Below are 12770 nucleotides of genomic sequence, written 5' to 3' on the forward strand. Positions count from 1 at the left end.
ACCTCTGACACACTGCGCCGCTTTTGTTTTCCCGGATCCCGGATCGCTATGAGCCCCTTGCAAGACGCCGCCCGCCAGCTGCGCACAAGCATTCGCGCCGCCACCGCCGGCCTGGTCGGCCGCGACCAGCTGGCCGAGTTGATCGTCCTGGCGGCGGTGGCCCAGGAACACCTGCTGGTCGTCGGGCCACCGGGCACCGGCAAGAGCGCGGTGGTGCGCCGGGTGGCGCAGGCCCTGGGGGGGCGCTACTTCGAATACCTGCTGGGCCGCTTCACCGAACCATCCGAGCTGTTCGGGCCGGTGGACCTGCGCAAGCTGCGCGAGGGCAGCGTGGAGACCGACGTCACCGGCATGCTGCCGCAGGCCGAGGTGGCGTTCCTCGACGAGGTGTTCCTCGGCTCCACCGCGATCCTCAACACCCTGCTGGGCGTGCTCAACGAACGCCGCTTCCGCCGCGGACACACCCAGCTGGACTGCCCGCTGCGGGTGTGCGTCGGCGCGGCCAACGCGCTGCCGGAGGACGAGGCGCTGGCCGCGTTCGGCGACCGCTTCCTGCTGCACACCTTCGTCGAGCCGGTGGCCGATCACCAGCTGGAGGCCCTGCTGGCCGGCGGCTGGGCCGCCGAGCAGGCGCCGCTGCCCGCCGGAGGCGCGCTGCAGCAGCTGGACCTGCTGTCGCAGCAGCTCAAGCATGTGCAGCTGGACGCCGCCCGCCCGGCACTGGCGCAGGCCATCCGCCTGCTGCGGCAGGCGGGCATCGCGCTGTCGGACCGCCGCATCGTCAAGGCGCAGCGCCTGGTGGCGGCAGCGGCGGTGCTGGCCGGCCGCCTGCAGGCGGGCCAGGCGGACCTCTGGCCACTGCTCTATGTGCTGCCGACGCAGCAGGCCCAGCACAGCGCCCGCGAGGTGCTGCGCGAGCTGCTGGCCGCGGCCAGCCATCCGCACCTGTTCGCCGCGGTGGAGGAAGCGAGCCAGCAGCCGCTGTCGCGGGCCGCCCGCCTGGCCGAGGCGGCGCGTGGCTGGCTGGCGGCCGAAGCCGGTGCAGCGCCTGCCGAAGCGCTGCTGCGCGAGATCGACGCGAACTTCACCGCCGCCACCCTGCCGCCTGAGCTCGCTGCATTGCGTGCGCAACTGGGCGAGCGCCTGGCCCTCGCCGGATGAACCCGCCGCCGCTTCTTGCCGCCGCGGCCGCCGGCGGCTGGCGCTGGCGCGCCCGCGAGGCACAGCAGCGGCCGCGCGCCGCGGTGGCCTGGGGGCGGGAGGTGTCACGGCAGCTGCTGCAGCGGCTGGGCCGGCTGCCGGCGACGCAGCAGGCCAGCCTGTCGGCCACCGCCGGTGGCGAGCTGCTGGTGGTGACGGGCGAGGCGGCCGAGTTGCCGTGGGTGGAGGGGGTGGCCTATGCCGCGCCGTGTGCCGAGGCACCGCAGCTGTGGCTGCCACTGTTGTCCGAGCCGGAGCTGCCTGCCGACCTGATCGCCCGTGCGTTGCAGCAGCGCTTCGGCCGGGCGCCTCTGCTGCTGTGGCCGGCTCCGCTGGCGGTGGTGCCGCTGGACCGCCAGTTGCCGGTGGGGCCGGCGCTGCTGGCGCGGGTGGCGCAGCAATGGCGGCAGCCCCGATGACAACCGCTTCGCACCCCCTGCCGCCGAGCCTGCAGCCGTGGCGCCGCTGGCTCAGCGACTTCGGGCCGGAGCTGGCCGTCGAGCTGGGCCGGTTGCTGCAGTGCCTGCACCCGCTGCTGGGCAGCTTCCGCGGCCAGGACCTGGGCGGCGAGCCATGGCCCGACGGCCTCGGCGACCTGCGCACCCGCGGCCCCTATGAGCGGCTGCTCGCCAGTGAATGGCTGCTGGCCGACGCCTTGCCGGACGAGTTCACGCGTCGCGCCGCCGCTGGCGAACACCTCTTCCTCAGCCCCCACCCGCGCGCCCGGCAGGCCCAGCGGCTGATCGTGGCGCTGTTCGACAGCGGCCCGCTGCAGCTGGGCGCGCCGCGCCTGGCTCAGCTGGCCTTGTGGATCCTGCTGGCACGGCGTGCCGCCGAGGCCGGCGGCGAGCTGCGCTGGGGGGTGCTGCAGCAGCCCGGGGCGCTGCTGCCTGCCACCACATCGCAGGACCTGCGGCGCCTGCTGGAGCAGCGCCGCTTCGAGCCGGCGGGGCCGGAACACTGGGTGGCCTGGCATGCGCACCTGCAGCAGGAGGCGACGGGCCTGCGCGAATGCTGGCTGATCGGCCCGCCCGCGCTGCAGCCGGGCCGCGCGCCGGCGCCGAGCCATCAAGTGCACCTGGCGCGCGGGCTGGGCGGCGAGGCGCTCGACGTGACGGTGCGTGGCCCGCACGGCGAACGTCGGCTGGCGCTGCCGCTGCCGGCGGCCGGGCCGGCCCAGCGGCTGCTGCGCGGCCGCTTCAGCGACACGCCGCCGGCGGGTGCCCTGCATGTGGAGTCGGGCGAGCGGCTGTCGATGCAACGCGCTCCCATCATCTCGCTGCAGGGCAAGCACCTGGCCGTGCCCCGGCTGGACGGCCGGGGGCTCACGATCTATGCCGTGCCCCGGGTGGCCGACCGCAAGCCGGCGCAGCCGCGCGACCAGCGCTGGGCGAAAGGGGCGGAGCCGCTGGCGGTCACCCTGCCCGGCAAGCAGGCGGGGGCGTTGTTCAGCGATGCGAGCCACCTGTTCTTCTGGCAAGTGCCCGGCCTGGACGTGCGGCCGCGGCCACCGGTGGAGGACTTCGATGCACCGCCGGGCACCGGCTCCTGGCTGCCGTCGGCCTGGCTGCGCCACGGCCGGCAGCAGCGCTTCTGCGTGGTCGACCGATCGCGGCGGCTGGTCGCCTGGAGCGCCGAGGAGTGCCCGCCCGACGGCAGGCGGTTCGCGGCCGCGGGGGCCGGGATGGAAGTGGTCGACCGCGAGGTGCTGGCCTGCGTGCAGCTGAATGACCATCAGCTCGCCTATGTCGTGGAGGCCGCCGGGCGGCTCTGGTTGCGCCGGCTCCAGGTGCGGGGTCCGAACATCAAGGCCAGCCTGCCACTGTGCCCGGCGCCTTCCGCGGCGCCTGCGGTGCTGTTTGCCCAGCCGTCGCCCAAGGCGGACAGCGCCTGTGCCGTGCGAACGGCCACCGGCACGCAGGAAAGCTGGCGCATCCACCGCCCGAGCCTGAACCCCGCCCGGCGCGCGGCCGGCGAGCCTTTCGATGCGCTGGACGTGAAGCTCGCGCCCCACTGGCGCGCCATCGGCCTGGTGTGGATGGCAGGCGAAGACCGCTACGCCCTCCTGCTGCAATCGCCCGACCGCACCGCCATCCACCTGCAGCAGCCGGACGGCAGCGAGCTGCTCTACACCGCGCCCGCGCCGTTGAAACAGTGCAGCGTCTGCCCCCACACCGGATTGATTGCCATGCTGACCGAAAAGCACCAGCTCATCGCCTATTCGGCGCCGCAGCGCACGCTGCTGCTCTTCGTCAGCCCCGGCGCGAAGGACGTTCATGACGCCGGCTGAGCGGCCCTTCCCGACCGCCGCCCGTGTGCGGCGGCCCCTGCTGCAGGGCCGCCAGCCGGTGGCCGGGCTCTGGTTCCCTGCCGACTGGTTCGACGAGGCCGCACGCGCCGCCCGCCTGCTGGCCGCCTGGCAAGCCGGCGCCAGCGCATGGCGCTTTGCCGAAGGCGACCTGCTGCGCTACGCCGAGCCGCGCGAGCAGGTGTGCGAAGGCCTGCCCGGCTGGGCGCTGCGGCGCGAAGGCGCCACGCTGTGCTCCGCCGCGTTGCAGGAGGGCGAGGCGGCCGGCCTGGCGCCGGCCGATGTGTGGATCGTGCTGGGCGGCGAGGTGCTGGCCTTGCAGCTGGCACAGGCCACGCCGCTCGACCCCGCGCGCTGGATAACGGTGCAGGAGCTGGCCCTGCTGGAGACCTTCGACCTGCGCGAAGCGCTTGGCCCGCCGGTGCTGCTGGCGCCCGGGCCGCGGCCGGTGCGCGACATCCTGGGCGCCGGGGTGCCGCCGGCGAGCGCCGAGCAGCAGGCCTTCCTGCGCGCCCTGGCCCGCTCCCGCGGGGACAGGCCGCAGGCCGGGCGGGCAGCGCCGGCGCGGCCTGCGGCCGTGGACGACCGGCCGGCAAGGCCCTCGGCCGGCGGCAGGCCTCGATGGTGGCCCCTGGTGGCTGCCGGCCTGGGCGGGGTGCTGCTGGCCCGCTGCACGGACGGGGGCGGCGATGCGCCGGTCGAGATGGCCGTCATGGCCTTCCTGCTCGCGGTACTGGTGGGCGGCCTGCTCGCGCTGCGGGCGGTGCGGCGTGCACCGCCGCAGTGGGTGGCTGCCGGGCAGTCGGCGCCGGCGCGCCAGGGCACAGCGACGCCGGCGCGCAGCGGGCGGACACCGGGTGACACGCTGCCGCGGCGCCGGCTGGCCCAGGCGATGCCGCAGCGCTGGCGCGAGTGGCTGGCGCGGCTGGCCGTGGCCTCCCAGCTGGCGCGGGTGCTGGGACGGCAGCAGGCGGCCTACCTGCGCCGCATGATGGACCTGTTCGAGCGTGGCGAGCTGAACGAAGCGCTGCGCCACGCGCTGCCGCTGGGCAACGAGGCCGGCTCGCTGGGCCAGGCCTTCGGCACGCCGGGCCGCCGCCAGACGCTCGACCTGGGCCGCCAGGCCGCGTTGGCTGCTGCCAGCATTCATCTCGGCGACCACCTGCAGGAGCGCCTGCGCGCGCTCTACCGGCGCAGCTTCGAGCAGCTGGACCGGGCCGGGCGACACGACGAGGCGGTGTTCGTGCTCGCCGAACTGCTGCAGTCACGCGACGAGGCGCTCGACTACCTCGAGAAGCTGCAACGCTACAGCCAGGCGGCCGAACTGGCGCTGGCCTGGGACCGCCCGGCCGCCACCTTGGTGCGCCTGCACTGCCTGGCCGGCGACTGGCGCCGCGCGGTCGCGGTGGCCCGGCGCGACAACGCCTTCGCCAACGCGGTGCTGCAACTCGAGCCGCGCTGGCCCGACGTGGCGCGCCGCCTGCGCCAGGAATGGGGCGAGACGCTGGCCCAGCGCGGCCTGTGGCTGGCCGCGGTGGAAGCGGTGTGGCCGGTCGAGGCGCTGCGCGCGCAAGCCGGCGAGTGGCTGCTGGCGGCCGAAGCGGCCGGCGGCGTGCTGGCGGCACGGGCCCTGGTGCAGCGCGCCGTGTTGCAGCCGGAGACCTTGCAGTTGCACGCGGTGCGGGTGGTTGCCCTGCGCGACGACCCTGGCCTGCATGCCGAGCGTGCGGCGCTGGCCGCCGAGTTGCTGGCGCTGGGCGAGCCGCGCGAGGCGGTGCGGGGCCTCGCGGCCGCCGTGCTGCCGCAGTTGCTGGCCGACCAGGCACTCGGCCGCGGCAGCTTCGACCGCAAGCAGCTGCAGCGCCTGCTGGCCCTCAGCGGCGACCCGCTGCTGCAGGCCGACCTGCCGGCCGGCGACTGGCCGCGCGCCAGCGTCCAGCCCTTGCGTGCGGGCGGGCGCCCGCTGGCCTGCCAGCCGCCGGCAGCGGGGGCGCATGCGATCGCCGACGCTGCCTGCCTGCCTGACAACCGCTTCCTGCTGGCCCTGGGCGAGGCCGGCGTGGCGATGGTGGATGCTGTCGGCACGGTGCTGGCGCGCTTCGCTGCCCCGGCCGAGCGCCTGGTGCTGGCGCACAGCGGCCAGGTGGCCCTGGCCCTGGCGCGCCGCGACGAGGTCTGGCGCGTCAGCCGCCTGGAGCTGCCGCGGCGGCGGGTGACGGACCTGGGGCTGGCCGCCTTCGATCACATGGCCACCGAGTTCGACGGCGTCGCCTGGACGGTGGGGCGCGGCCGCTGCCTGCAAGTGCTCGACACCACCCGCTCGCTTCAGGACGTGCTGTGGCAGGTGGCCGACCTGCCAGGCCGGGTGGCGGCCCTCACCATGACGCCAGTGCTGGAGCAGGTGGTGCTGCAGGCGGACGACGGCACCCTGGCCTTGTGGCGCTATCGCCAGCCGAGCCGGCTGCTGGCCTCGCGCGACCCGGTGCCGGGCTTGCTCGGCGCGCCCGGCGTGCGGGTGCTGCACCCGACCCGCGGGCTGATCGACTTCCAGTTCGGTCCTGGGGAGGAGGCGCCGTCGGAGCTGCTGTGGCGCCTGCCTGGCGATGCCGTGATCGCCCGGCTGCCCTGGCCGGCGGTGTCCGCCACCGCGCTGCAGATCTGGCCGGGCGAACCCTGGACCTGGCTGGACTGGCGTGACAGTGCACAGGACGACCAGCGCGTGCTGCAGCTCATCGAGCTGGAGCACGGTGCGGTCGTGGCCACCTGCTGCTGGCCGGCCGTTAGCCAGCTGCGGCTGCGCCAGCAGGGCGACGCCTGGCTGCTGTTCGACGACCAGGGCCGGCTGCTGCAGCTCGACACCGCCTGCAGCCAGACGCGCAGCTTCGCGCTGCAGTGAGCCAGGGCGCACGGCTTGCGGCAAGGTGATGGCCGCCTCGCCCCGGCGCGGCTCCCGCCGACACAGCGCTTGCGCGCGCCCCTGCGCCGCACGGTGAGAGCACTCGGTGCCGTGCGGTGTCAGGCGAAGCGCCAGCGGATCAGCTGCCGGTAGGTCTGCCCGGGCACCAGCCAGCACGAGGGTTGTGGCCATTCCGGGTGATTGGGGCTGTCCGGCAGGACCTGCGGCTCCAGCGCGATGCCGGCGCAGGCGGCATAGGGGCTGCCGTCACGCGACGGGGTACCGCCCAGGTACTGGCCGGCATACACCTGCAGTGCCGGCAGGGTGCTGTACAGCTGCATCGCAAGGCCGCCGTCGCCGGCCTGCAGTTCAGCCACCGGGTGCTGCAGCGCGGCACCCTCGGCCGCGTCGATCAGCAAGGCGTGGTCGTAGCCGCCGCTGGCCTGCTGCTGCTCGTCGCGCAGCCAGTCCTGCTGCAGCGTCTTGGCCTGGCGGAAGTCGAAGCCGCTGCCGGCCACCGGCGCCAGCGGCCCGAGCGGGATCAGGTCGGCGTCGACCGGCAGGTAGTGCGCCGCCGGCACCCGCAGCCGGTGCGAGCGTACGTCGCCATGGCGGGCGTCGAGGTTGAAGTAGCTGTGCTGCGTCAGGCAAACCGGGCTGGGGGCACTGACCTCGGCCTCGGCTTCCATCTCGATGCTGCGGGCGTCGGCCAGGCGGTAGGTCACCCGCGCCTGCAGCCGGCCCGGGTAGCCCTGGTCGCCGTCTTCGGACACCAGGGACAGGCAGGCCGCGGTGGGCTCATGGCCGTCGAGCTGCCAGCGACGCCGGTCGAAGCCCTGGGGGCCGCCGTGCAGCTGGTGGCGCGAGCCGGGGTTGGCCGTCAGCTGCCATGAGCGCCCAGCATGCGAGATGCGGGCGCCACCGATGCGGTTGGCATAGCGGCCGATGGTCGCACCGAGGTAGGCCGTCTGGGCTTGGTAGGCCGCGGCATCGGGGGCGCCGAGCAGCACCTCGCGGCGCTGGCCGTCCGCGCAGGGCACTTTGCAAGACAGCCAGGTGGCGCCCTGGTCCATCAGGGTCAATTCGAGGCCGTCGGGATGGCGGAGTGTCAGGACGTGGTGGGGCATCGTGCGGAAGGTCGGGGGGTGGCTGGGTCCGGCCACAGCAGCTGCCGCACGCCGGCCGGCCACTGTAGCGGGTCCAGCCCGTGGTGGCGCAGCAAGGCCAGTGTCACCCGTTCCAGCCCGAAGCCCAGGCAGGCCGTGCTGGCCATCTCGCCTCCGGCGGTGCGGATGCCGAACACCGACGAGAAGTGGTCCTGGTGCCAGTTGAAGGAACAGATCGCGGTGGGCTTCTGCTGCGAGACGATTGGCACCAGGATCTCGAACTTCAGGCGCTGCTCGCGCTGGCTCGCCGCCAGGAAGCGCCCGCCGCGGCCGAAGAAAGGATCGGCCGCCACGTCGCTGGCCACCGGCAGCTCCAGCGACTGCAGCAGCTGCATTGCGCGCTCCAGCCAGGCGTCGCGCCAGGCCACCACCTCGTCGGTGGACGCCACCCGGACGAACTCGCGCATGCGAAAGGACTGCAGGCGGGTGGGTTCCGCGGAGGGCTCGTGGCGGTAGACCCAGTTGAGCACCGACACCAGCCGCCCACCGGGCCGCAACCGGCCCGAGAACAGCGGGTAGACCGGATAGCAGGCCGCCGGCGTCAGCATGACGCCGGTGATGTCCAGCAGGTCTTCCCAGCGCTCGCCGGCCTGCACGCGTGCCGACAGCGCCTTGGCCTCGGCTTCCCCGCCGAAGAAGCTGTGCACCGAGCCGGCCAGCTGGGGGAAGTTGTCGAGGTAGCCCACCTTCTCGATCAGGCCGCGGGCCACCACTGGCGGAAAGGTGAGCGACTCCGCGCCATCGTCCGCCGCCTCACGGCTCACCAGTTCGTTGAAGCGCTGCAGGATGTCCTCGAACACCGCGCCGCGGCCATAGCCGCCCGGCACGCCGGTGGGCAGGATGAGTCCGTGCGCCGCCAGCGCATCGTGGAAGGCGACGGGATCGTCAGCGTCGTTCATGCAGGAAGCCTCCCGGAAAGGGGCACCGTGGTCGGCGCCGGGTGTTGTGTCGGCGGTCATTGTCTGGCGCTGCCGCGGGCGCGGGCAGCCGGGCTGGGGGATACCCGCTCCCCTCAGTGAGGGGGTGCGGCGTGTTCGCCACACGGGCTGCGCGCTGGTCGCCCATATCATCAGAACGTTAAGTAATTCATGAACTTATTCACTATTTCCGGATGACGCACCCGCTTTCCCGCTTCAACGCCTGCCTGCCCGATCCGCGGCTTCGCCTGGGCATCGACGTCGTGCAGGTGAGCCGCATCGAGGCCTCGGTGCAGCGCTTCGGCGACCGCTTCGTGCAGCGCGTGTTCACCGCCGCCGAAATCGCCGACGCCGACCAGGCGCCCGCCCTGCGCGGGCAGCGGCTGGCTGCCCGCTTCGCGGCCAAGGAGGCGGCCCTGAAGGCCTTCGGCTGGGCGCCGGCCGGCGTCGGCCCGCGCGACATCGAGGTGGCCCGCAGCGCCGACGGCGGCTGCACGCTGCGGCTGCACGGGCGGGCCGCCGAACGCCTGGCCGCCAGTGGCTGCGGCGACATCAGCCTCAGCCTGAGCCACGACGGCGACTATGCGGTGGCCACGGTGGTGGCCGCCGACCTCTCGCCCGGCCCTGCCCCGCTTGCTGCCGCGGTGCCCCTCCATGAGTGACGCGCACGCCATCGACGCCGGCATCCGCGCGGTGCTGGCCGCACACGCGCGCCTGCCGCAGCCGGTGGACCGGCTGGCCGCGCCGGCCGACCTGTTCCAGGCCGGCATGAGCTCGCATGCCAGCGTGGACGTGATGCTGGCGCTTGAAGAGGCCTTCGCGATCGAGTTTCCCGACGAGATGCTGACGCGACAGGTCTTCGGCAGCATCGCCGGCATCCGCCAGGCCCTGCTGCAACTTGGCGTGCAGTGAAGACGCGGTGAAGACGCAGCCGGCCTCGCCCCTCTACTTCGGTCCGCAGGGCCAGCCGCTGTACGGTGTCTGGCATCCGGGCGCGCAGGCCGCCGCCTCGCTGGCGGTGGTGTTGTGCAGCGCCTGGGGCAGCGAGGATCTGGCGACCCACCACCTGCTGAAGCACCTGGCCGAGCGGCTGGCCGCCATGGGCCTGCCGGTGCTGCGCTTCGATGCGCAGGGCTGCGGCGATGCCGCCGGCGAGCTTGGCGAGGCGGACGGCATCGCTGCCTGGACGGCCTCGGTCCACCACGCGGTGGACGAAGCCCGCCGCCGGTCCGGCGTGCCACGGGTGGCGCTGCTCGGGCTGCGCCTGGGAGCCGCGCTGGCGGCGCTGGCGGCGGTGCAGCGCGATGACATCGCCGGGCTGGTGGCGCTGTTCCCGGTCAGCCGGGGGCGGGCCTACCTGCGCGAGCTGAAGGCCCTGGGGGCGAGCGGTGCCGGACAGCGGCTGGAAGCCGGCGGCTTCCAGCTGAACGCGGCCACCCAGGCCAGCCTGGCCAGCCTGGCGCTGGATGCGCTGCCCAATGCGCCGGCACCGCAGCTGCTGTTGGTGGAGCGCGACGACCTCGCCGGCAGCCCGGCCTGGGTCGAGCAGCTGCAACGCCACGGCGCGGCGGTGCAGTGCGAGCGGCTGCCTGGCTGGCGTGGGCTGATGCAGGACGCGCACCGCAGCCAGCGGCCCGAGGCGGTCTGCGAGCGCACGCTGGACTGGCTGGCGGCGCTGGCCGCGCGCTTGCCTGCCACGCACGCTCCCGCTGGGCTCGTGATGGCCCAGCAGGCGGAGGCGGACGGCCTGCTGGAGCGGCTGGTCCAGGTCGCCGTGCCGGCCGCTGTGCCCGCCGGCGTCCACGCGCAGGCGGCTGATGACGACGCTGCGGCGGCGCTGCTGCACGGGGTGTGCACCGTCGCCAGCCACCTGCCGGCGTCCGGCCATGCCTTCCTGCTGCTGAACGCCGGCGCGGTGCGCCGGGTCGGGCCCAACCGCATGTCGGTCGAGCTGGCCCGGCGCTGGGCGCGGCAAGGCCACCTGGTGTTGCGCATCGACCTCGGTGGCCTGGGCGACAGCGAGCCAGCCCAAGGCGGCCCCGCGCAGCAGCCGTATCCCGGGCGCGGCGTGGCAGACACCCGGGCGGCGCTCGAGTGGCTGCGCTCGCAGCCCGGCATCCGGCACTGTCATGTGGCAGGCCTGTGCTCCGGTGCCTACCATGGCTTCAAGGCCGCGGTGCTGGGGGCGGCGGTGGACACGGTGCTGGCGATCAACCCGACCCAGTTCTTCCCTGAAGACAGTGCCCTGCCCGACTACAAGGTGGCTGGCGAGATGGCCCGCTACCGTGCCAGCCGGTGGGATCTCAGCCGCTGGCGCAAGCTCTTGCGTGGCCAGGTCGACCTGCGGCGCCTGGCCTGGCTGCTTGTGCGACGCGCCGGCAGCCGTGCTGCCGCGCCCTGGCGCGAACTCGCCCGCGGGCTGGGCCTGCCGCTGCGCAGGGACCTGGCGGCCGAGCTCGAGTTGCTGGCGCGGCGTGGCGTGCGACTGCGGGCCCTGTTCTCGGGCAGCGATTGCGGCGAGGAGCTGCTGCTCCGCCAGGGCGGGCGCACCGCGCGGCGGCTGATCGGTACCGGGCAGCTCGACATCCACCGCTTCGCCGATGCCGACCACACCTTCAGCCGTGCCGCCGAGCGCCAGGCCCTGTTCGACGCCCTGACCCTGCAGCCGCAGGCCGAGGCAGGCACCCCCGAGCCCCAGCCGACGCCTGCCCTGGCCTGAGGGCTGCACCGGGGCGCGGCCCGATGGACCGGGCCGGTGACCGGCCCTTCCTATAATCGGCCGCCTTCGACGCCCACCCCCTGGAGAGACGATGACGCACCGCCTGCCGCGCTTGCGGGCCCTGGCCGCCTTTGCCCTGCTGTTGCTGCCCGGCCTTGCGCAGGCCTCTGCGGTGGATGCGAGTGCGATGTCGGCCCTCTGGGCGCTGCCTTTCGCAGGCCTGCTGCTGTCGATCGCGCTGATGCCCTTGCTGCTGCCGCAGTTCTGGCACCACCACTACGGCAAGGTGACGGCGGGCTGGGCGCTGGCCTTCCTGCTGCCCTATGCCGCGCGCTTCGGCGCCGATGCGGCCGGCGCCAGCCTTGCGCATGCGCTGCTGGCCGACTACCTGCCCTTCATCATCCTGCTGACCGCGCTGTTCACCGTGGCCGGCGGCATCTTCCTGCGCGGCAACCTGCACGGCAGCCCGCAGCTCAACACCGGGCTGATGCTGGCCGGCGCCCTGCTGGCCAGCCTGATGGGCACCACCGGTGCGTCCATGCTGCTGGTGCGGCCGTTGATCCGGGCCAACGACAACCGCCCGCATGCGGCGCATGTGATGGTGTTTTTCATCTTCATCGTCTCCAACGTCGGCGGGGCGTTGACGCCGCTGGGCGATCCGCCGTTGTTCCTCGGCTTCCTCAAGGGCGTGGACTTCTCGTGGACCGCGGTCCACCTGCCGCCGCACACCGCCTTCATGCTGGCGGCGCTGCTGGCGCTGTTCTACCTGGTGGACCGCCATTACTTCAGCAAGGAAGACGCGTTGCCGAACGACCCCACACCGGACTCCCAGGGCTTCGGCATCGAGGGCGCCGTCAACCTGCTGCTGCTGCTCGTGGTGGTGGGGCTGGTCTTGCTGAGCGGGCTGTGGAAGACGCAGGTGGCCTTCGAGCTGTTCGGCCTGTCGCTGGGCCTGCCGCAGCTGGTGCGCGACGGCGGCCTGCTGCTGGTCATCGGGCTGTCTTTGGCGCTCACGCCGCGGGCGGCGCGCGAGCAGAACCAGTTCACCTGGGGCCCGATGCTGGAGGTGTCACGGCTGTTCGCCGGCATCTTCCTCACCATCATCCCGGTGCTGGCCCTGCTGAAGGCCGGCCTGCACGGGCCGTTCGCGCCGGTGGTGCAGCTGGTCACCGGGGAAGCCGGCCAGCCGGTGGTGTCGATGTACTTCTGGGCCGCCGGCCTGTTGTCGTCCTTCCTCGACAACGCGCCCACCTACCTGGTCTTCTTCAACCTGGCCGGCGGCGATGCACAGCAGCTGATGACCGGGCTGGCACCGGTGCTGGTGGCGATCTCGGCCGGCTCGGTCTTCATGGGCGCCAACAGCTACATCGGCAACGCACCCAACCTGATGGTGAAGGCCATTGCCGAGGACCGCGGCATCCGCATGCCCGGCTTCTTCGGCTACATGGCCTGGTCGGCTGCCGTGCTGCTGCCGCTGTTCGGGCTGTTGACGCTGCTCTTCTTCGTGCGCTGAGGCGCACGCGCCTTGCCCTTTGTTGCAGGCAGGTGTGCCGGGCCCCCTAGA

At 73.7% G+C, this 12770-nt stretch carries 10 protein-coding genes; 8 read left to right on the forward strand and 2 right to left on the reverse strand.

All coding sequences use genetic code 11. The annotated features are described in order from the left end of the window. The first annotated feature begins 48 nt into the window (after window positions 1-48). Genes N7L95_RS02940 through N7L95_RS02955 form a run of 4 tightly spaced genes read left to right on the forward strand, consistent with a single transcriptional unit; the run spans window position 49 to window position 6404 of the window. Complete coding sequence (locus N7L95_RS02940; protein ID WP_301258317.1) at window positions 49-1161, forward strand: AAA family ATPase; 1113 nt, start codon at window positions 49-51, stop codon at window positions 1159-1161. Then, window positions 1158-1619: a bpX5 domain-containing protein gene (locus N7L95_RS02945; protein ID WP_301258318.1), complete on the forward strand. Its 462-nt coding sequence runs from the start codon at window positions 1158-1160 to the stop codon at window positions 1617-1619. The genes N7L95_RS02940 and N7L95_RS02945 overlap by 4 nt, the downstream gene beginning before the upstream one ends. Next, window positions 1616-3490, forward strand: a complete 1875-nt coding sequence (locus N7L95_RS02950; protein WP_301258319.1) for a hypothetical protein — start codon at window positions 1616-1618, stop codon at window positions 3488-3490. The genes N7L95_RS02945 and N7L95_RS02950 overlap by 4 nt, the downstream gene beginning before the upstream one ends. After that, window positions 3477-6404 carry a bpX6 domain-containing protein gene (locus tag N7L95_RS02955; protein ID WP_301258320.1) on the forward strand — a complete coding sequence of 976 codons (2928 nt, stop codon included), beginning with the start codon at window positions 3477-3479 and terminating at the stop codon, window positions 6402-6404. Before N7L95_RS02950 ends, N7L95_RS02955 begins: the two co-directional genes overlap by 14 nt. Before the next feature lie 119 nt (window positions 6405-6523). Here N7L95_RS02955 and N7L95_RS02960 read toward each other — a convergent pair whose 3' ends face one another. Both N7L95_RS02960 and N7L95_RS02965 read right to left on the reverse strand, forming a co-directional pair. Next, on the reverse strand, window positions 6524-7531 hold the full coding sequence (locus N7L95_RS02960) for a galactose-1-epimerase (protein WP_301258321.1): 1008 nt from the start codon (window positions 7529-7531) through the stop codon (window positions 6524-6526). Further along, window positions 7513-8469: an amino acid--[acyl-carrier-protein] ligase gene (locus N7L95_RS02965; RefSeq protein WP_301258322.1), complete on the reverse strand. Its 957-nt coding sequence runs from the start codon at window positions 8467-8469 to the stop codon at window positions 7513-7515. The genes N7L95_RS02960 and N7L95_RS02965 overlap by 19 nt, the downstream gene beginning before the upstream one ends. A 212-nt stretch (window positions 8470-8681) precedes the next feature. Here N7L95_RS02965 and acpS point away from each other — a divergent pair, with 212 nt between their 5' ends. The 4 genes from acpS (at window position 8682) to N7L95_RS02985 (ending at window position 12719) form a co-directional block, all read left to right on the forward strand. Next, complete coding sequence (acpS, locus tag N7L95_RS02970; RefSeq protein ID WP_301258323.1) at window positions 8682-9149, forward strand: holo-ACP synthase; 468 nt, start codon at window positions 8682-8684, stop codon at window positions 9147-9149. Next, window positions 9142-9399 (forward strand): acyl carrier protein, encoded by a 258-nt coding sequence (locus tag N7L95_RS02975; protein ID WP_301258324.1) that lies wholly within the window; start codon window positions 9142-9144, stop codon window positions 9397-9399. The genes acpS and N7L95_RS02975 overlap by 8 nt, the downstream gene beginning before the upstream one ends. Before the next feature lie 7 nt (window positions 9400-9406). Continuing rightward, window positions 9407-11206, forward strand: coding sequence for an alpha/beta hydrolase (locus N7L95_RS02980; protein ID WP_301258325.1), 1800 nt, complete (start codon window positions 9407-9409; stop codon window positions 11204-11206). Between the two features lie 91 nt (window positions 11207-11297). Beyond that, window positions 11298-12719 (forward strand): sodium:proton antiporter, encoded by a 1422-nt coding sequence (locus N7L95_RS02985; RefSeq protein WP_301258326.1) that lies wholly within the window; start codon window positions 11298-11300, stop codon window positions 12717-12719. Window positions 12720-12770 lie beyond the last annotated feature (51 nt).

The organism is Eleftheria terrae (assembly GCF_030419005.1).
In the GTDB taxonomy this organism is placed as follows: Bacteria; Pseudomonadota; Gammaproteobacteria; order Burkholderiales; family Burkholderiaceae_C; genus Caldimonas; species Caldimonas terrae.

Bases quoted from the DNA above. Each gene is read 5' to 3' on its own strand.
- N7L95_RS02960 (WP_301258321.1), bottom strand. From the start codon at position 7,531: ATGCCCCACCACGTCCTGACACTCCGCCATCCCGACGGCCTCGAATTG.
- N7L95_RS02985 (WP_301258326.1), top strand. From the start codon at position 11,298: ATGACGCACCGCCTGCCGCGCTTGCGGGCCCTGGCCGCCTTTGCCCTG.
- acpS (WP_301258323.1), top strand. From the start codon at position 8,682: ATGACGCACCCGCTTTCCCGCTTCAACGCCTGCCTGCCCGATCCGCGG.
- N7L95_RS02940 (WP_301258317.1), top strand. From the start codon at position 49: ATGAGCCCCTTGCAAGACGCCGCCCGCCAGCTGCGCACAAGCATTCGC.
- N7L95_RS02950 (WP_301258319.1), top strand. From the start codon at position 1,616: ATGACAACCGCTTCGCACCCCCTGCCGCCGAGCCTGCAGCCGTGGCGC.
- N7L95_RS02965 (WP_301258322.1), bottom strand. From the start codon at position 8,469: ATGAACGACGCTGACGATCCCGTCGCCTTCCACGATGCGCTGGCGGCG.
- N7L95_RS02975 (WP_301258324.1), top strand. From the start codon at position 9,142: ATGAGTGACGCGCACGCCATCGACGCCGGCATCCGCGCGGTGCTGGCC.
- N7L95_RS02955 (WP_301258320.1), top strand. From the start codon at position 3,477: ATGACGCCGGCTGAGCGGCCCTTCCCGACCGCCGCCCGTGTGCGGCGG.
- N7L95_RS02945 (WP_301258318.1), top strand. From the start codon at position 1,158: ATGAACCCGCCGCCGCTTCTTGCCGCCGCGGCCGCCGGCGGCTGGCGC.